Source organism: Martinezella paranaensis (genome assembly GCF_014200235.1).
Taxonomy (GTDB): Bacteria; Pseudomonadota; Alphaproteobacteria; order Rhizobiales; family Rhizobiaceae; genus Rhizobium; species Rhizobium paranaense.
Map to the genome: position 1 here is coordinate 51,034 of NZ_JACHBI010000010.1, position 17,957 is coordinate 68,990.

17 protein-coding genes are annotated in these 17,957 nt (G+C 55.6%); 4 read left to right on the top strand and 13 right to left on the bottom strand.

What is annotated here, in order from left to right; genetic code table 11:
- Nucleotides 1-13: 13 nt before the first annotated feature.
- The 9 genes from GGD50_RS22340 to mgtA form a co-directional block, all read right to left on the bottom strand.
- Nucleotides 14-226 (bottom strand): hypothetical protein, encoded by a 213-nt coding sequence (locus GGD50_RS22340; RefSeq protein ID WP_183939450.1) that lies wholly within the window; start codon nt 224-226, stop codon nt 14-16.
- 86 nt (nt 227-312) lie between these two features.
- Nucleotides 313-648 carry a TraR/DksA family transcriptional regulator gene (locus GGD50_RS22345; RefSeq protein WP_183939452.1) on the bottom strand — a complete coding sequence of 112 codons (336 nt, stop codon included), beginning with the start codon at nt 646-648 and terminating at the stop codon, nt 313-315.
- 125 nt (nt 649-773) lie between these two features.
- Nucleotides 774-1,073, bottom strand: coding sequence for a hypothetical protein (locus GGD50_RS22350; RefSeq protein WP_183939454.1), 300 nt, complete (start codon nt 1,071-1,073; stop codon nt 774-776).
- Nucleotides 1,074-1,436: 363 nt separating this feature from the next.
- Nucleotides 1,437-2,414 (bottom strand): ABC transporter ATP-binding protein, encoded by a 978-nt coding sequence (locus tag GGD50_RS22355; RefSeq protein ID WP_183939456.1) that lies wholly within the window; start codon nt 2,412-2,414, stop codon nt 1,437-1,439.
- Between the two features lie 124 nt (nt 2,415-2,538).
- Entirely contained in the window at nt 2,539-2,991 is a 453-nt protein-coding gene (locus GGD50_RS22360) for a baeRF12 domain-containing protein (protein WP_183939458.1), read from the bottom strand.
- A gap of 32 nt (nt 2,992-3,023) precedes the next feature.
- Entirely contained in the window at nt 3,024-3,449 is a 426-nt protein-coding gene (locus tag GGD50_RS22365; protein ID WP_210318940.1) for an SPW repeat protein, read from the bottom strand.
- A gap of 206 nt (nt 3,450-3,655) precedes the next feature.
- Nucleotides 3,656-4,360, bottom strand: a complete 705-nt coding sequence (locus GGD50_RS22370; RefSeq protein ID WP_183939462.1) for a CBS domain-containing protein — start codon at nt 4,358-4,360, stop codon at nt 3,656-3,658.
- A gap of 228 nt (nt 4,361-4,588) precedes the next feature.
- Nucleotides 4,589-5,173, bottom strand: a complete 585-nt coding sequence (locus GGD50_RS22375) for an NAD(P)H-dependent oxidoreductase (RefSeq protein WP_183939464.1) — start codon at nt 5,171-5,173, stop codon at nt 4,589-4,591.
- A 141-nt stretch (nt 5,174-5,314) separates the two neighbouring features.
- Entirely contained in the window at nt 5,315-7,909 is a 2,595-nt protein-coding gene (gene mgtA / locus GGD50_RS22380) for a magnesium-translocating P-type ATPase (RefSeq protein WP_183939466.1), read from the bottom strand.
- A gap of 231 nt (nt 7,910-8,140) precedes the next feature.
- Here mgtA and GGD50_RS22385 point away from each other — a divergent pair, with 231 nt between their 5' ends.
- Genes GGD50_RS22385 through GGD50_RS22395 form a run of 3 tightly spaced genes read left to right on the top strand, consistent with a single transcriptional unit; the run spans nt 8,141 to nt 13,003 of the window.
- On the top strand, nt 8,141-9,166 hold the full coding sequence (locus GGD50_RS22385) for an HlyD family secretion protein (RefSeq protein ID WP_183939468.1): 1,026 nt from the start codon (nt 8,141-8,143) through the stop codon (nt 9,164-9,166).
- Nucleotides 9,163-11,880: a ribosome-associated ATPase/putative transporter RbbA gene (gene rbbA, locus GGD50_RS22390; protein ID WP_183939470.1), complete on the top strand. Its 2,718-nt coding sequence runs from the start codon at nt 9,163-9,165 to the stop codon at nt 11,878-11,880. Before GGD50_RS22385 ends, rbbA begins: the two co-directional genes overlap by 4 nt.
- A 1-nt stretch (nt 11,881) precedes the next feature.
- Nucleotides 11,882-13,003, top strand: a complete 1,122-nt coding sequence (locus tag GGD50_RS22395; RefSeq protein WP_183939471.1) for an ABC transporter permease — start codon at nt 11,882-11,884, stop codon at nt 13,001-13,003.
- Between the two features lie 147 nt (nt 13,004-13,150).
- Here the strand turns inward: GGD50_RS22395 and GGD50_RS22400 are convergent, their stop codons facing one another.
- From GGD50_RS22400 to GGD50_RS22410, 3 genes are all read right to left on the bottom strand, one after another.
- On the bottom strand, nt 13,151-13,972 hold the full coding sequence (locus tag GGD50_RS22400) for a universal stress protein (RefSeq protein ID WP_183939473.1): 822 nt from the start codon (nt 13,970-13,972) through the stop codon (nt 13,151-13,153).
- Nucleotides 13,973-14,344: 372 nt separating this feature from the next.
- Entirely contained in the window at nt 14,345-14,998 is a 654-nt protein-coding gene (locus GGD50_RS22405; protein ID WP_183939475.1) for a BON domain-containing protein, read from the bottom strand.
- Between the two features lie 615 nt (nt 14,999-15,613).
- Nucleotides 15,614-16,222, bottom strand: coding sequence for a DUF2026 family protein (locus GGD50_RS22410; protein WP_183939477.1), 609 nt, complete (start codon nt 16,220-16,222; stop codon nt 15,614-15,616).
- A gap of 342 nt (nt 16,223-16,564) precedes the next feature.
- On the opposite strand from GGD50_RS22410, the gene GGD50_RS22415 reads away from it, so the two are divergent.
- Complete coding sequence (locus GGD50_RS22415) at nt 16,565-16,735, top strand: hypothetical protein (RefSeq protein WP_183939823.1); 171 nt, start codon at nt 16,565-16,567, stop codon at nt 16,733-16,735.
- Nucleotides 16,736-16,829: 94 nt separating this feature from the next.
- On the opposite strand, the gene GGD50_RS22420 is transcribed toward GGD50_RS22415, so the two are convergent.
- Nucleotides 16,830-17,741, bottom strand: a complete 912-nt coding sequence (locus GGD50_RS22420; protein WP_246451434.1) for a hypothetical protein — start codon at nt 17,739-17,741, stop codon at nt 16,830-16,832.
- Between the last annotated feature and the right edge of the window lie 216 nt (nt 17,742-17,957).

Consider the following 17,957-nt stretch of genomic DNA (forward strand, 5'->3'; position numbering starts at 1 on the left):
GGACGGTGGGGGATCATCGCATTTTCTTGAATGTCACCGAGGCAAGCCGGATCTCAGCAGTACATCCATGGCCGACGGCAAAGTGATTAATCCGATCAAGAGCCATGTCATCCGTTCCAAACAATCGACAATAGTCGGAATATGCAAGCGTCAGTTGCTTCCCAATCCTTAGCGCGTTGAGACGGCTCTGAAGCCCTGGAAGACTCAATGTGTGATGAAGTGTCATCCTTATCTCCTGCTTAATCTGGCATATCTCGCCTTGAACAGGATCAGCCGAGGCTTGTGAAGCCGTTCCCACGAGTTGACTGCATCTCAGCCTGCGTCATTCGCCTGGTCGCGGGCGCAATCGACGCAATAGGGTGTAAACGGCAAAGCTTCCAATCGCTTTTCACTGATGGGCGCCTCGCAGAGAACGCATTTCCCGTAATCTCCACTTTCAATTCGGGAGAGTGCGGCCATAATCGCTTTCAGTTCTTTACGCCCGCTGCGTTCCAGTTGCGCCAGGACCTCATCATTCTCCATCTCGACTGCGCGCTCGTCGCTGTCGTCGTCCAGAGGTTGACTGACGTCATTGTCAATAGCGCCAAGGCGCTGTTCGATCGACCGACGCTGCCTTTCAAGACTATGTTTGAAACCTTCAATATTCATTTTCGTCGCCTCTTTCTGTGGTGAATTTCAGAGATCTGTCTTTCAGACGCATTGATGGGAAAATGCATCGCTGCCGGCGTGACTTCAGGCAGGCATTGCGGATGATCGCGCTACATTGCAAACTTCTAAAATAGGTCTTTGCCGCCTCGGCCGACGAATTCGGTTCTCAACCCCTGGCTATGGGCTTCCTTCAGGAAGCGATTGGCGCTCAAAATGTCGACGAGCATGTCGTCACCCAGGCACTGGCCAAGAGCGCAGCAGAACTCGTTGTGAACCCATTGGCGGGCACGCGGCGACAACACCGTGATCTTCCATTGATCGCTGCGCCAGTGATCAACACGGAGATCAGGTTCTGAAGACTGCGGAGTACAGGATCCAGACCCAGCCAATAATGCTTCTGTTGTGCGTGAAATGTCGTTGTTCATGGCGCCAGTCCTCTCTTGGCAGCACGCGCCTTGTCCAAATGCGTCCCCCGCTCGAGTATTCGGTTATCCTCATTGCGAACAGGTTTCCGCATACCTTCTCGATCGATCTAATGATAATAGTCCGTCGGACTCAGCCATCATTGATGCGGGTCAATATGTATCGGCGTGTGCCTGTGATTCATTGATTGAGCAGAGGTCGATTGTGCCGCGTGATTCAATCTAGCTTCTGACTGTAGAAGTCGATCACCGCCGGCAAGTTGCTGTTCACGAACTAGAATCTTCGCAAAACGGCGGAACGTGACCGATCCAATTGCGCGAATTTACACTGCCGTTATCAGAGGTCTGGCTGTCCGAGTTTAATACTCAGTGGATGACGGCCGATTGTTCATTGAACTGGTCGCTCGCCCCGTCAAGGCTTGTTGAGCCATAGCTCTCCATAGCATCGCGGATCAACGCATATTTGACCTGATTCGTTTTTAAATCACGATACCAATCCACCAGCGCGCCCCACGGGTCAGTGATCTTGGAAAGGCCGGAAAGAAAGGCGACGACCGTGCCGATTTCAGTCTGACCGGTGACGACGTAGTAGCCGCCCAGAACGAAAATGCCGGCATAACCGAGCTGAGTCATAAGGTTCATCATGAAGTTCATTGTGAACTTCAGCTTGTAGATGCTCATGTTGACGGAAAACAGCGTTTGAATGCGGCCGCTCTGTGCCTCGACGGCATCATCGGAGATTAGGTGTTCCACCATGCCTTCGCTTATGTTTCGCATCGCGCTGATCTTGGTTTTGATCCGGCGGTTAATGGCCGCTTGTATGAAGGGCACAAAGCCGATCTGAGGGAAATAGACGATGACAATGGCCAGCGCCATCAGGGGTTGCAAGAAGATCAGATAGCCGCAGACGGCAACAAGTATTCCAGCCTGCAGGAGAGGTTCGGAAATACTCGTGCCTACGAAGCCCCCAACGGGCTCGGCTTCCGCCAGGACGATAGATAGCTGCACGCCTTCGGCAATAGATTCCGGTAGCAGGTCGTCTGTGTGTATTGAGGCCACGAGAACCGACCGCCGGAGCCAGCGGACCGCGACTTCTCCGATCCAGCCGCGATAGATATTTAGCCCCAGTTTTGTAAGGCCCTGGGCACCGACCAGACCTAGATAGGCTGCCACGAGAAGTAGAACGAGATGATAGGAAGCGCCTGCAGTGGCAGCATTGACGATGCGCCTTTGCAGCTCGAGCGGAACGGTTTCCACGATGAAAAGCATGATGGAAAGCGCTGCAATTGCGATCTGGTGAGGTCGCCCCATCAGCATAATGAAGCCAAACAGGCTCTGCGGCACTTTCCGTTCCTTTCAGTCCAAATTGATCCAACGGCATGCGCTTGTCCGCGGAAAGGTCGAAGGGGCACGATTTCTGTCTATTCGCCCCAGCGATGCGTCGTGTTTCAGGCCCCGAAAATGCCGGTCAGGCCTCACTGCGAAGTCGAGCCTCGATTTCATCGATAGGTAACTTGGTGAGATCCTTGGCAAGTTCGGCGGTGATCGCTCCTTGTACCGACGGGCTAATATGCTTGCGCAGGATGCCGAGGGCTTTCGGAGGCGCGACTAATGTCAGATGCTCAATCGTGCCGTCATGAACGAATTTGTCGAGTTGCGCGGCGATTGCTTTAAGGAAACTTTCTTCCGTCCTTTCGTGGAGATCGACGTCTTCAACGGCACTGCGCGCGCCTCCTTTGGATGCATAGACTCGTCCCGGACGATCGGACCCCAAAGTTCTCGCGGCTTCCGCCGGCTCGGCGGTCTCGTGAACCAGAATCAGGTTCAAGATTTCGGCATCACCATCGTTCCGCAAGAAGAGTGCCTTAGCTCCATCGCAGACAAGAACCCAATTCTTCCAGTTGATCTTCAATTGAGTCATGATCTTGGCTCCTGTTGGTGAGCGGGTTTCCGTTACCGTTTCCGACTTTGTGCTATATCGACTTCTGCTCCTGCAAATTCTTCCGGATGGGAAACCGTCCAGGCGGCCGGTAAGAAGATGAGGGCAGCGCAGATAGCGCTTGTCCACGTGGTGCTGGCCACGCCGTGGAAGCCGAGCAACCAGGGTGAAATGGCAAGCCACAAGGCAAGCGTGATCCGTTCCCATTCTCTAGGATAGCGTTCCAAAGCGTTCTCGCTGGATAACAGTGCCAGCCCGCATAGGCCGGAATTTAGCGAAAAAGCGAGAATGCCGCTGAGATTTGGAAGGAGAAAAGCAGGCGCTAAGGATACGACAACAAGGCTGGTACCGATTGCGCTGGCGGCATAGTCGCTGACGTTTCGATGTGACATGGCGTGCTCCCTCGGCTTTAATAGGAAAACCATATCGCGGGCATGCATTGGTTACTTTGCGGAGGATCAATTCGACGGTTGCAAATCGGAAAATTTTGCCATTGCAAACGCATCTGGCGCGGGCTCGCGAAGTTGCGAAGAGTTGTCGCACGCAACATATTCTACGGTGTTTGTTGGATTCCATAGAACGGTCGAACGTGGCATCAAAAGCGATGGCCGCGTTGAAAGATGAAATGGATACTGGTGGCGGATTGCTATTTCGGCAGCGGAACTGCCACGCCGTAGTAAGGATCTATCCACGAGAGCTGGTCGGTGACGGATTTGACGCCCGGTACATTCTCTGCAGCGACTTTGGCCGCCAGACGTTCTCGTTCGTCGAAAATGGTACCCGAGAGTTCTGCAACGCCATCCTTGACAGCGACACAGATAAATCCATTGCCGCTCCAGCTATGTTTTGCCAACTCGGTCTGGATCGTCGCCTCGATCTGGGCATCATCATTTGGCGCGGACTTCGCCATCAGGATGTTGAGGAGCGCGCGCAGGAGGTCGGAGCGGGCGACAATGCCTATTAGCTGATCGTCTTCGACGACGGGCAGCCGCTTTATGTCGCCACGTTCCATCAGTCTGACCGCGTCTGCTATTGGCTGCTGTGGCGAAATAGTTGTGACCCGGGAAGTCATGACCTCTTCCACCTTGCGGCCATGGGCATGCACATATTCGTCAGCAAGCTTACCGGGACTGGTAAGAAATTCGAGGAAGCAGGAGCGCCGACGTTCAGTATCGAGTTCGCCGCGCCGCAGGAAATCGCCTTCGCTGACGATGCCGATTAGGGTTCCGTCATCATCAATGACCGGAAGGCCGCTTATTCGATTGTCCAGCATAAGACTAGCGGCTTCGGCAATCGACGAGGATGCCTTTACCGTGACCGGTGTTGACGTCATGATATCGCGGACAAGCATAGCTATCTCCATGAAAAGGCTCGATCCCGAAGACGAACTATCGCGTCGCCTAAAATCGATCGGCCCGCACGTTGTTTTCGTAAGCCGGAAATTCGCCGGACAACCGACATATGAATAGCGCCCAGTCGAGATCCGCGCGTTGATCGGCGTCAAAGTTGCGGGCCGCCCTGCACGAGATTTTCGTCGTCTCATCGATGCCGGCACAGAGAGACGAGTGAAAAGATGTTGCTATACGCCACGGCGCCCGAGGGCTTCCACTTTCGTAAGCCAACGCTTTCGGGCCGCCTCGTCCACTTGTTCTACCATTCCAAATAAGGTCTGCTTCACAGGTCGAACTCCAGCAAAGTTAAGGATGCTGCGTCTCAGCCCGCTGACGCCATGACCCCCGAACCAGAAGCGATAGATAGGTGTCGGCATTCCCATCGTAACGATAAGCCGGGCTGAGCAACCGACAAGCAGCCTCTTCGCCACACCGCGATTGCGATATTGAAAAGCAACGCCTGGCCGAAATACTTGCTCCAGGAAGGCCTTGAGGAGCGCCGGCATGGTTCCAAGCCAGAGGGGAAAGATGATGACGATATGTTCGGCCCACTGGATCGCCTCGGCGGCAGCGGCAAGGCCCTCGGGAACGATCCCGCTTTCAAATTCGTCGCGCGAGCGGAGCAAAGGGAAATTCAGTTTGGCAATATCCAACCTGCGCAGCGTAAAACCTGCATTTGCAGCGCCTATTGCGTAGGCGTCGGCGAGTGCGCCGCACAAATGGCGATCATGGCCATCTGGATGTGCTTCTATGATCAATATATGCCTCGGCAAGATCCAGACTCCTGTTGGAATTGAGGACGTGGGCTCGAGACCGAATGCCTATGTCATAGCGCCTGTTTCAATTTTTGCCGAAGCACGGTGGCTGCGAGCCTTCATTCCCATCATGACATGCCGCGCAATAGGAGCCTTGACCTATCGCAATTCCCTGCCATGCAACGAGGAATGTCTTCGCTCACGCCGGAAGAACAAGCTTTTTGCGACTTCGAGGGCGACTGCGAAAGCGACTGTAATGGAAAGCAAAGCGATAACCATGTTGAAAGGCAGCGGCACAAAACCGAAGGTTCCCGCGAATGGTAGGTATGGTAGACTGATGGCGGCAAGACCAATGGCTGCCGTTGTAGCGACAAGCAGGCGACTTGGCCTACTCTTCCAGCTTGGGAAGATCGTGCGGATGATCAGCATCGTTGCGATCTGCGACGTTAGCGATTCAACGAACCATCCTGTGCGAAACACATCAACACTCGCTCCGACAAAGAGAAGGAAACCGAAGGTCACGAAATCGAAGAGGGAGCTGATCGGCCCGAAACACAGCATGAAGCGTTGAATGCCGGCGATGTTCCAGCGCTTCGGTCGCTGCACCTCGATTGGATCGACCCTGTCGGTGGCGATTGTCATCGATGGTATGTCCGCCAACAGATTGTTGAGCAGGATTTGTTTGGCTAGCAATGGCAGGAAGGGCAGCAGCAGCGAGGCGATCGCCATGCTGATCATGTTGCCGAAATTGGCGCTGGTGGCGATCGATATATATTTTAACGTGTTCGCAAACGTCCGTCTTCCATCGTCGACGCCACGCATCAGGACGTCGAGGTCCCGGCGTAGCAGGATAATGTCGGCCGCTTCCCGCGCAACATCTACGGCACTATCGACCGAAATACCCACATCAGCTTCATGAAGAGCAGGGGCATCGTTGATACCATCGCCCAGATAGCCGACGACGTGGTTAGCCTTGCGTAACGCTTTGACAATCCGCTCTTTTTGATTGGGATCGATCTCGACAAAGAGATCTGTCTTGGCGGCACTGGCGAAAAGCGCGTCATTGCTCATGGAGGCGATCTCGCGACCGCTCAATATACGCCCGCCCTTTAGGCCCACGGCCTTTGCCAGATGGGCGACGACATAGCGATTGTCCCCGGAGATGATCTTGATGCTGATGCCACGCTTGCGCAGTCCTCCAAGAGCCTCTTCCACGCCAGCCTTGGCGGGATCGAGAAATAAGAGAAACCCTTCCAGGCAAAGGCCGATTTCGTCCCCCTTGTCAGGCACCGTCTTTTGTTGGTCGAATGGGCGCGTTGCCACTGCGATGACGCGAATTCCGTCCTCGCTCCATTGCCGATATCGGTCGTCGATTTCGGCTCGCAACTCGGCATTGATAGGTTTGGCAACGTCGCCTGCTTTCGCTGTCGCGCAAATGTCAAGGAGGGTGGTGACCGCACCCTTGCAGATCAGTTGGGCACCATCCTGCCCAGCGACGATCACCGAAAGCCGCTTTCGGGCGAAATCATAGGGAATCTCGCCCAGCTTTCGATAGGCCGCCAGCAGGGCGTCTGGCTTTTCGGTAAGGATGGCATCGTCGAGGGGATTTTTCAGTCCCGCCTGCAGGCCGGCGTTGAGGATGGCCATCAATTTCACTTTATCAGAGGGCTGACCGGTGACGTCGACACATTGGTCGAGGTGGATCGTTCCTTCCGTCAGCGTCCCGGTCTTGTCCGTGCACAGCAGGTCCATGCTGCCTAGATTTTCCATGGCTTCGAGACGGCGGATGATGACGCCCTGTCGTGCCATAACGCGAGCCCCGCGCGCGAGCGTCACACTGATGATGGCCGGCAACAGCTCAGGCGTCAGCCCCACGGCGAGCGCCAGCGAAAACAGCAATGAGTCGACAAGTGGACGATGCAGGAGAAGGTTGGCAATGAAGACGATGAAGACGATGACCAACATGATCCTGGTCATCAGATAACCGAAGCGGCGAATGCCCCGCGCGAAGTCCGTTTCGGGAACTTCACGGGTGACGGCCTCGGCAATCGAAGCGAATTCCGTGCTGTTGCCCGTCTCGACCGTAAGCGCCGTGGCAATGCCGCTTCGCACTGATGTGCCGGTGAATACGCAGTTCAGGCGATCATCGATTGGTGCTTCAGGCTTGGATATGCCCGGCGATTTGGCGACGGGAAACGTCTCTCCGGTCAGCGCCGCCTCGGTCACGTTGAGATCTTGCGCCGATAGAAGAACGGCATCGGCCGGCACCAGACTGCCGGCCGACAGCTTGATAACGTCGCCGGGCACGAGTTGGTCCGCTGGAATCGTCTGCTCCCTGCCGTCGCGGATGACCGCCGCGGTCAAGGAAATGCCGCGTCGAAGGGATTCGACGGCGCACGAGGCGGAAAATTCCTGCGAAAATCCAAGAAGACAGCTTGCGCCGACGATACAGCCTATGATCACCGCGTCATGCATTTCCCCCACACCCGCAGCGACAATGGCGGCGAAGATGAGAATCAAGACCAGCGGGCTAAGAAACTGCTTCAGCAAAATGCGCAATGCATTTGCGCGACCATCGGCGCTGAGTGCGTTCGGGCCGTAGGTCTTCAGCCGTGCGGCCGCTTCCGTTGCGGACAAGCCGGTTGACTGCGATTTGTATTCGGCAAACAGCGCCTCAACGGATTTTGCCCAATAGGGAGGCGGAAAATCTGTGACGCGATGCTCTGGCGCGGCATTATGGGCTGGATTGTCCATGGTCCTGTTCTCGAGGAGGAGGGAGCAGAAACAATCGCACGAGAGGCGAACCCGGCATTGACGAGGGTCAATTTCCGTCTCGGCATCGTAGCGGCGAAGATCACATGTTCGCGGACGGCATTGCGACCATCCCAAGGTGAAATGTGATCTAGATCAAGGATCGCTGCTTGCGCCGTGCATACAAGCCAATTCGAGGCTTGGAGAAGCATCATCCGGCTCGGAGACACCAGCATGCGCAAACAAATTGCTCTTATCTTAGCTGTCACCATCGGGCTGAGCCTATGTGGGGATGCTCGGGCCGAAAATGCTGCCTCTCGTGCGCTTGCCGGGATCAAAGCTTTCTGGAGCAGCGTCGCCGGTCAACAGCTTCCGCAAAATATCACTATGTCGAATGGCCGCATCGAAGCTCAGCAAATACTCATCTCGGCCAAGTTTGCAGGGAGGCTTGCGGAGGTGCTTGTCGATGAAGGCCAGATCGTCGACGCCGGCTCCCCAATCGCCAGGATCGATACTGCTGATCTCGAGGCGGAGCTTGTTGGAGCAAAAGCTCAGGTGCGAAAGTCGGAAAGAAGCGAAATAGAGGCAACGGCCGCGATTGCTCAGCGCGAAAGCGAACTTTTGCTTGCCCGTCAGGAGCTTGAACGGGCGCAGGCCATGAGCAACACCGGCAGTGGAACGGTACAGCAACTGGATCTCAGGCGCAGCCAGTTGAATGTCGCGGAGGCTTCGGCTCGGGCGGCTCAGGCCAGCCAGGATGAGGCTCAAGCGGCAACGGACGCGGCGCGTGCCGAGGTTGCGCGTATCCAGTCGCTGCTTCAGGACGCGGTGCTTAAAGCGCCGCGGCGGGGGCGCGTCGAATACAAGCTGGCGCAGGCCGGCGAGGTGGTTGCGGCGGGTGCCCCGGTTGCAACCATACTCGACCTTTCGGACGTCTCCATGACGATTTTCCTGCCAGCGCGGGCGGTCGGTCGGTTGGCGATCGGTGATGAGGCACGCATCATTCTCGATCCTGCGCCGCAATATGTTGTGCCGGCGAGTATCTCCTTCGTTGCGTCGGAAGCGCAGTTTACGCCGAAGGCCGTGGAAACGCAGGAGGAGCGCGAGAAACTGGTTTTCCGCGTTAAGCTGAAGATTGCGCCGGATCTACTGAAGAACTACGAATCCCGCGTAAAAACAGGGGTGAGGGGCGTCGGCTATGTTCGGATCGACCCCTCGGCAAATTGGCCGGCTGAGCTGCAAGTAAAGCTGCCGCAATGAGTGACGGGGCTATCCGACTTACTGCGGTAACCCACCGTTACGGCGCACGGACCGCGCTCGATGCGGTAGATCTTGCCGTTCCCCCCGGCTGCCTGGCGGGATTGATCGGCCCTGACGGCGTCGGAAAATCGACACTGCTTGGTCTCGCGGCAGGCACCATCCGAATCCAGCGCGGACAAATCGAGGTGCTCGGCGGAGATATGGCCGAGATACGCCACCGCCGCGCCGTTTGCGCCCGGATTGCGTTCATGCCTCAGGGGCTTGGGCGCAATCTCTACCCGACGCTGAGTATCGCGGAAAATCTCGATTTCTTCGGTCGTCTCTTCGGGCAAAGCAGCCGCCTGCGGCGAGCACGCATGGATGAATTGCTGCGTGTAACCGGGCTTTTTCCCTTTCGCGACCGGCCAGTGGGCCAGCTTTCGGGCGGCATGAAGCAGAAGCTTGGTATCTGCGCTTCGCTGCTGCATGATCCCGATCTCCTAATTCTCGATGAACCGACGACCGGTATCGACCCCCTTTCACGTCGCAAATTCTGGGAACTGATCGACCATATTCGAGCACAGCGTCCGCAGATGAGCGTCGTTGTCGCCACCGCCTATATGGAGGAGGCCGAACGTTTTGACTGGTTGGCTGCGTTGCATGGAGGACGGCTGATTGCCACCGGCAGTCCGGCGGAAATCATGCAGCGGGTCGGACAACAGTCTCTCGAGACAGCTTTCACGGCGCTGATACCAAACATTGTCGCCGAACAAAGTCCGCTGATCGCTACGTCACGCGCAATCGCCGATGGAGCACCGGCAATTGAGGCGGAAGGACTCACCTGTCGTTTCGGCGATTTCGTCGCGGTTGACCACGTGAGCTTCCGAATTCCAAAGGGTGAGATTTTCGGCTTCCTCGGCTCAAACGGCAGCGGCAAGAGCACGACGATGAAGATGTTGACGGGTTTGTTGCCGGCCACTGAGGGCGCAGCCCGACTATTCGGCCAACCGCTAAAGGCCGGAGACATCGATACCCGTAAACGCGTCGGGTATATGTCTCAGGCCTTCTCGCTTTATAGCGAGCTGACGGTACGCCAGAATCTGGAGCTGCATGCACGACTCTTTTCTATGCCTGCCGATGAGGTTGAATCCCGGGTCGCAAAGATGCTTGCCGAATATGACCTGACCGAAGTGGCAAACCAGCGGCCGGAGGACTTGCCACTCGGCATCCGTCAACGCCTGCAGCTTGCCGCCGCCGTCATCCACCGGCCGGAGATGTTGATCCTCGATGAACCCACGTCCGGTGTCGATCCTGTGGCGCGAGATGCCTTCTGGCGGTCGTTGATTACCCTGTCGCGGGAGGACGGGGTTACTATTTTCCTGTCGACGCATTTCATGAACGAGGCCGAGCGCTGCGACCGAATCTCATTAATGCATGCGGGTAAGGTGCTGGCGATTGGAAGCCCCGCCGAACTTTGCGCCAAGCGCGGCAAAGCAACGCTGGAAGAGACCTTTATCGACGTGCTGGCCGAGGCGGATATGGGGGGAAACACCGGTGCGGACGATGAAGCAACGGTGTTTTCCCACCAACATAGATCACCACAGCGATTTTTCGATCCGGGTCGGCTCTGGGCCTATGCGCGACGAGAGACGCTGGAAATATTGCGCGACCGGGCACGGCTCGTCTTTGCGCTGCTCGGGCCGGCGATCCTGTTATTGACGTTCGGCTATGGTATTTCGTTCGATGTCGAGCATTTACCCTTTGCCGTCTACGACCAGGATCAGTCGGCCGAAAGTCGGCAATTGATCGAGAGCCTACAGGGCTCTCGCTATTTCGAAGAGAAGGGGTCGATAGCATCGGCCGACGATCTGCAGACGCGCCTGCAAACCGGTGAGCTCAGAGTCGGTATCGAGATTCCTCCCGGCTTCGGCCGCGACCTGATGCGACAGGAAAAACCGGAGGTTTCCGTCTGGCTCGACGGCGCCATGCCGTTTCGTGCGGAGACGGCACGGGGTTATTTGTCGGGTCTTGTTGCCTCCTATCTCGCCGACGCATCAGCCCGGCAGACAGGACGCATCGTTTCGCCCTATCCGATCAATATCGAAAGTCGCTTTCGCTACAATCAGGACTTCAAGAGTGCCAACGCCATCGTGCCGAGCGTCATCATGCTGCTGTTGGTGCTCATCCCGGCAATCATGACGGCACTCGGCATTGTCAAGGAAAAGGAGACCGGTTCGATCGCCAACTTCCAAGCGACGCCGGTCACTCGCATCGAGTTTCTGCTTGGCAAACAGCTTCCCTACGTCGTGATCGCTTTTGTCAGCTTTCTGACATTGCTCCTCATGACTCGCACGATTTTTGGCGTACCCATCAAAGGCTCTATAAGCCTGCTGGTTGTCGGCACCATTTTCTATGTCTTTGCGACCACGGCTTTCGGCCTTGTCGTATCGAGTTTCGTTCGCAGCCAGGTAGCGGCAATCTTCGCAACCGCGATTGTCGCAATGATTCCCTCGGTCAATTTCTCTGGTCTCCTGGTGCCGGTTTCCTCGCTTTCGGGAGGAGGGCGAGCCATGGGCCTCCTCTTTCCTGCGGCCTGGTATCAGCCGCTAAGTGTCGGCGTGATCACCAAGGGGCTTGGCCTGACGGAACTATGGCCAAATCTACTAGCCCTTGCCGCCTTTGGCATCGTCTTCATTGGAGCAGCGCTCGCGGCGCTCAAAAAGCGGAGCGAATGATATGTGGGGGAAGCTCGGCCGCATCTTCCGGCTTGGCGTCAAGGAGCTTTATAGCCTGAGAGCCGATCCGGTGATGCTCATTCTCGTCATTTACACCTTCACCATCGCCGTCTACACGGTATCGACTGGCGCCAAGCTCGAAGTTGAAAACGCCTCCGTCGCTGTGGTCGACGAGGATGGCTCGATGCTGTCGGAACGGTTGAGAGATGCACTGATCCCCCCCTTTTTTAAGGAGCCTACGCTGATCGAGGCAAACGAGATCGATGCGGCGATGAATGCGGGGCGCTTCGTCTTCGTGCTGGAAATTCCGCCGAAATTCGAAGAAAATGCGATTGCGGGGCGTAAGCCCTCCCTCCAGCTCGATATTGACGCGACGGCAATGTCGCAAGCCGGAAACGGAGCCTCGTATATTCAGAGCATCATCCTAAAGGAAGTGGCGGTGGCACTGCCGAGCAACGTAACCGCCCAGCCGATTCATCTTATCATCAGCACGCGCTTCAATCCCAATCTGCAATCAACCTGGTTCACCGCCGTGATGCAGGTCATCAACAACATCACGATGCTCTCTGTAATCCTAACTGGCGCGGCCCTGATCCGCGAGCGTGAGCATGGCACGATCGAACATCTCCTAGTTATGCCACTGACGCCAGCCGAGATCATGATGTCGAAGATCTGGGCGAACGGGCTCGTCATCGTGGCTGCAGCGGTGTTTTCCCTTGTCATCGTTGTTGAGCGGCTGCTTTCCGTACCGATCGCCGGCTCGCTCGGCCTCTTCATCTTCTGCGCTGTGCTTTATCAATTCTCAGTCACATCGCTCGGCATCCTCATCGCGACGGCCTCCGGTTCGATGGCGCAGTTCGGACTGATCTCGATGCCGATCCTGATTGTAATGAACCTGCTGTCCGGCAGTACGACACCGATGGACAGCCAGCCTCTCTGGCTGCAATATGCGATGACGATTTCACCTTCGACCCATTTCGTAGCCCTTTCGCAGGCTATCCTTTATCGTGGAGCCGGGTTCAATGTGGTCTGGCTCGAGGCGGCCGCTTTGTTTCTCCTCGGCACAGCCTTCTTCATCATCGCTCTTATCCGCTTTCGTTCGACAGTAGCAACTGCTCGATAGAGCGGGTCGAGAGCGGTTTCTTTCACCCACGGACGAACGTAGTCGATCAAGATTCTAAGTTTCAGAGGCTGTCGGTGTCATTTTGGATAGTAGACGGAAACCCACCGAATAGTGGGCGGAAGTCTTCGTGCGACGGCACCGGAATGTCTAGTGAGAAAGTAGAACAGGCATCGTTGGTGCGGTCAGTAGCGACCGGGTAACACCCCCGAAGATAAATTCGCGCAATTTGGTGTGCCCGAATGCACCAGCGACAAGCAGGTCGGCGTAGTTTTCTTTGGCAGCCGATTGGATAACGTCAGCCGTCGGTTCTCCATGAGCCTGGATGGCGATGATCTCAACATTTAGGCCGGCATTGCGAAGTACGGTTGCGAATCGGTCGCGGGCCTTCTCATTGATCAGTTTCTCATCAATGACCGAGACTAACACAACTCGCGATGTATTCTCCAAAAGCAGCCGTGCACCCGTTAGCGCCCGCGATAGGGCAGCGCTTCCGTCCCACGCTATCGCTATCGTATCAATCCGCCCATAGAAATTGTCCAAGGGAAATAGGACAAGTGGCCGGCCGCTTTCAAATAGAACACTCTCGACAAGTGGCGCTGTTATCTCAGAAGCTTCCATGACCGAAAGCTCATAGGCGCGCGACAGCTCGGCAAGGGCGCTGGCGACGAAAGGCTCCCATTCTTCGAAGGATTGAATCGAGGCCTGTATGTCCGCCTTCTGCGCATAATCTTGGAATATCTCGATCAGTGCCGCTCCACTATCGCGGCTAAATTGCTCCGCCTCGGAACTCGTTTTCTCCGCATCGGCTGTCGACACGAACGGTCGCCGAGTGAGCGGTATCTTGTCCTGCAAAACGCTTGCAGTGAGGTCGGCCTTTTGATGGCGTGCGAATTCGACGGCATTCTGAACGATGGTAAACGAACTGGCCTCTGGATAAGTGATCAATGGTAGATGGAATTGAGGTTTCATGCCGATCTCCTGCCACACGGTGCCGTAAATGGTTGCTCGCGCCGCCCACTTTTGCATTGATGGATATCAAAGTTACCAGTCTATAGAGCAGCTATCGGCCCCTTGTCGTAAGGATCGGCCGATGCAACAGGTTATCGGGTTCAAACTCAATTTCTCTCGCCCCAAGCCGGTGCCGTTCTTTACAAGTTTGCCATTGCATTGGTTGCTGCCGCCGACTTTATCAAAGGAGGGCCTTCAGACGTCGTAGGACGGTTGCGATCGACGGCCATCGAGGCACTCCGAAGGCGGCTTTCCCAGCCATCGGACGCAGCTCAGTTGCAATAGCGTCGGGGTATTAGGTGGGAAGGGGGAGCAAGAGCTCCCTTCCTTATGTCAGCCGACACTAACATGAAGATGGTTTTCAACGACTGTAACGCTGGGGATAGACCATGCAGCCTGCTCTGCGACGCGCCGTTCGTTCAACGTATGCACATTGCCCTCAAGCACCACTTTATTGTCGGCCACACAAACGCTTATCGCATTGGCGTCGAGCTCCGCGTTTCGCAGAAATGCCTGCTCAATCTGGCTCTTGATGTCGGAAACACTTGGACGTGGCTGGATCGTTAGACGATTAGCGACGCCGATAACACCGCCAAGCTTCTTGACGGCGTTTTCCGCAGCCATACGCTGAAAATTCCAACGGACCTCGCCTGACAGGGTCACCCAGCCCCTCTGAACTTGGACGTCAATGGCGCCGTCCGGAAGTGAGGTGTCCCAGGCAATGACATCAAGGGCGCGGCCTGCAATTTCGTCGTCAGAATGCGCTTTATGCCCTGGATAGCGAACTTCAATCTCCTCGGCTATTGCACGGACACCTTTCACACGTTGCGTAATAAGTTCGGCTGCCAGTTTTTCTGTGTAGCTCTTCACGTGGCCAGACAGCGTGACAATACCATTGGTCACGGAAACACCGATATTAGCAGCGTCAACGCTGGGATCGAATTCCAATTCGTCGAGGACATCCCGGCGAATTTTTAAATCGCTCATGTTTTCCTCCTTGAATACGATTGAGGCACTCTCCTCAGTTCCAATCTTTGTCACTGCGGCGTTCGGTGTCATTGCGCTCGGTCAAAAATGATTGCGGACTTTCGCATCAGCTTCCTCATGATCATCACGAGAAGATTCGGCGAATGGTGCAGATTTCAGCGCAGCGAATACCTGATGAGTGACAATCGTTCCTTCGGAAGCAAATCGGCTAAGTTGCCGGTCCGTGCTTTGTGCTCTAGCACGACGCAATCGCTATCATGCTGACGAGCCGTGCCAAACAGGCTCAACGTTCTGAAGTGGCGATACAAGTCGTAGTAGGGATCAGGTTGCAGTCGTTCGGCAATGGCCGCGCCAGCTCCATCGCTTTTCCCCCCGGAGCCCGCATCCAACCATCAGTCTTCGCGTGTCTTGAGAAGAACAGGCACGGCCTTTTCGTGAACCGGATTCACTATGGCGTTCGCGTCAGTTGGACGCGCCACGTCTATAGGAGGCGAGACGCGAATGTCATTGGGTTCCCTCTGGCGTGTGGATTTCAGCGCCATATCCGATCTTTGATGCCGAAGCTCGAAAATTCGGTGCACGGCGCTTGCTCGGGTCTAGCCTTCTTTCTGAAGATCACCACGCGCCAACAAGCGAATTGCCGACAAGCGGAACGATCCTGGTTTTGCCCTGCTGATCTCGAACCGTGATTGACGTTTGCATCTGCTTCGGTGACTTTCGGAACCAATTCGCGGCGACGGTTGCAAGATCTCCGATCATCGGATGCTTGCGCCAGTCTGCGAAGCGTTGGGTCATTGCGTCAGGCTCAGAGTGATAGAAGAAATCACCGGATTGGCCTAGATCGTTGATAGACGGCGCCATTGATGACAACCGACGCTGAAACATCTTTGAAGGCAGTCCCAGACCCTCTGCACTTTCGGAAACCGCCGGAGCCATGAAGTCGATTGCCCAACCGTCCGCTTCGACCCAGCAGTGAAAGTTTTCACCGGCACCGGAAACGTAACCGTCTTCGCGGTGGTCAGCGAAAAGGATGTGCTTTCCTTCAAAATTGTAAGCGGCGAGACCACCCTTGGGCGTCGCCGCGACCTTATAATGGTGTTGGAGAATGAAGGCTCCAAATGTGCTGAAATACATGGAAGCCGTGGCAGGATTGGCGTTCTCGTTGATCAGCAAGCTATTGATGACCCTGTAGATCCGATGATAGTCGCTTTGCTTGATCAACATGACCGTTTGCCCCAATTCGATAGTCGGGCATGTACTAGGCGAGGGGAGGGGCATTGTAAACGCTGCCTCATTCGCCAAACTTTTCAGACCCAGACATTTTGCCAAGCGGTCGATCGACAACATAGCTCAAAAGGTGAGTTGGAAAAAAACAGATGCTGCGGACGGAACGACCAAGCTGCAATCCGGAAGATTCAAATCAGCATCTTCACAAGCAGGCTTCCGCAAGCATCCACATCTTTAATCGATTAAAATAAATTCAATCGTTTAAACTTTTTAATGCTCTAATTTACAAAGCATTTCTCCCGTGGCATTCAAAGAACATCAACGGCAGGGGAGGCCTCGATGCAAGAGCGTGAAACTGTACGGAAAGAAATCCCCGTACATGTAGTCGATCGTCTGGAAAATGAATGGCGGGTAATGCAGGTCGAGCGTTCGCCGGCAAAGCTTGTGCCTGAGATCGACGGGACCGATAAGATTACCTCTGCGCCGGGCAACGGCATTAACACACGCTGAGCACTACCGCGCTTGCGGCGGTTATCGGTAAAGCCTACATCCATCTCATCGAACGTTCTGCGCTTGGGATCCGAATTGATCGGGTCCCATTTCTTTATGCGGAAATTGCGCGTGGGCGGGGAAGAGGCTCTTCGCCGGATGTCGCTGCATCATCGGGCTGGTTGAGCACCGTTTGGCTCACGGTGTCGACGATGGCGTATTTCTCGGCTTGATAGTTCCAGTATTCGGAGATGAAGTTTCGAGACAGCCAGAAGCTGCTTTTGCCGGAGTCGTCGGCCCAGCCGACGTTTCCGAGTTCTGTCGCCTGTTTCAAAAGCCGCTTCAGATGCGAGCCTGAAATCATGAATTGGCTCTGGATGACCTTCAGCGAAATTGGGCCGATCAGGACCTTGTCCGCGGCGGGATCAATCTTGTCGATTCGGGAAAAGAGATAGTCCATCACCACACCGCCGGAGGTCGCCCAGTTGAACAAAGCGAAGGTTACGCCGGGATTCTGCAGGCTTTCGCTGTCCAGGATCATCTTGGCGATCCTGGGCTGCATCCGCGACACCGAAGCGGGGTCGGCGGTTGTCCTTGCCAGCCTGTCGCCGCCGTCCAGCGCGTCCAGAACCAGCAGATGCGTGTAGATCCAGCGAGCCATATATTCGTGGGTCGTTTCGGTAGGCTCCAGCAAGGTGATGCGGCGGTCAGAACTGCCGGCGATCGGCCGAACGAAGCGGTAGGCAACCATTTCCTTCAGGAACGCTGCGGCCGTATTGCGGCTCGCGATCTTATGCTTGACCGCGAAATCGATAAACCTGCCGGTATAGAGCGCCGGCGCGGGGCCGTCTGGATAGCCGAGAAACAGAGCATAGCCGGCATGTGCCAGAAGCCACCTTTGCTGCGCAGCAAAGATCGAGGCTATGCGGGGGTTCTCATTGTAGATCGCCATAAGTTCATGCGCGCTCTGTAATATAGCGGATAGGAAATGTTCGTTTTGCGCAAGTTCTTTTGCTGTGAAGGCCATAAGTGCCAACATTCTTTCAATGGTTTAGGATTGGCCAAGTCATCGCCTCAATAGCCGATATTTATAGGCTTTAAATACTAAATGTTTGTTTGTTTTGCTGGTTCCAAGGGGCTGCGATTTGCGTCGCCGTCGACGTGTTGTAGCCCGTCAGGCTCATGTCCATGATGACCTGCGTTTTGTCGGGTGATCGTGCATGCCTTGCTTCTGACAGGGTCT

Coding starts and splice junctions, on each gene's coding strand:
- GGD50_RS22340 (WP_183939450.1), bottom strand. CDS start 226: ATGACACTTCATCACACATTGAGTCTTCCAGGGCTTCAGAGCCGTCTC.
- GGD50_RS22415 (WP_183939823.1), top strand. CDS start 16,565: ATGCAAGAGCGTGAAACTGTACGGAAAGAAATCCCCGTACATGTAGTC.
- GGD50_RS22420 (WP_246451434.1), bottom strand. CDS start 17,741: ATGGCCTTCACAGCAAAAGAACTTGCGCAAAACGAACATTTCCTATCC.
- GGD50_RS22345 (WP_183939452.1), bottom strand. CDS start 648: ATGAATATTGAAGGTTTCAAACATAGTCTTGAAAGGCAGCGTCGGTCG.
- GGD50_RS22410 (WP_183939477.1), bottom strand. CDS start 16,222: ATGTTGATCAAGCAAAGCGACTATCATCGGATCTACAGGGTCATCAAT.
- GGD50_RS22395 (WP_183939471.1), top strand. CDS start 11,882: ATGTGGGGGAAGCTCGGCCGCATCTTCCGGCTTGGCGTCAAGGAGCTT.
- GGD50_RS22400 (WP_183939473.1), bottom strand. CDS start 13,972: ATGAAACCTCAATTCCATCTACCATTGATCACTTATCCAGAGGCCAGT.
- GGD50_RS22365 (WP_210318940.1), bottom strand. CDS start 3,449: ATGCATGCCCGCGATATGGTTTTCCTATTAAAGCCGAGGGAGCACGCC.
- GGD50_RS22350 (WP_183939454.1), bottom strand. CDS start 1,073: ATGAACAACGACATTTCACGCACAACAGAAGCATTATTGGCTGGGTCT.
- rbbA (WP_183939470.1), top strand. CDS start 9,163: ATGAGTGACGGGGCTATCCGACTTACTGCGGTAACCCACCGTTACGGC.
- GGD50_RS22370 (WP_183939462.1), bottom strand. CDS start 4,360: ATGCTTGTCCGCGATATCATGACGTCAACACCGGTCACGGTAAAGGCA.
- mgtA (WP_183939466.1), bottom strand. CDS start 7,909: ATGGACAATCCAGCCCATAATGCCGCGCCAGAGCATCGCGTCACAGAT.
- GGD50_RS22405 (WP_183939475.1), bottom strand. CDS start 14,998: ATGAGCGATTTAAAAATTCGCCGGGATGTCCTCGACGAATTGGAATTC.
- GGD50_RS22385 (WP_183939468.1), top strand. CDS start 8,141: ATGCGCAAACAAATTGCTCTTATCTTAGCTGTCACCATCGGGCTGAGC.
- GGD50_RS22360 (WP_183939458.1), bottom strand. CDS start 2,991: ATGACTCAATTGAAGATCAACTGGAAGAATTGGGTTCTTGTCTGCGAT.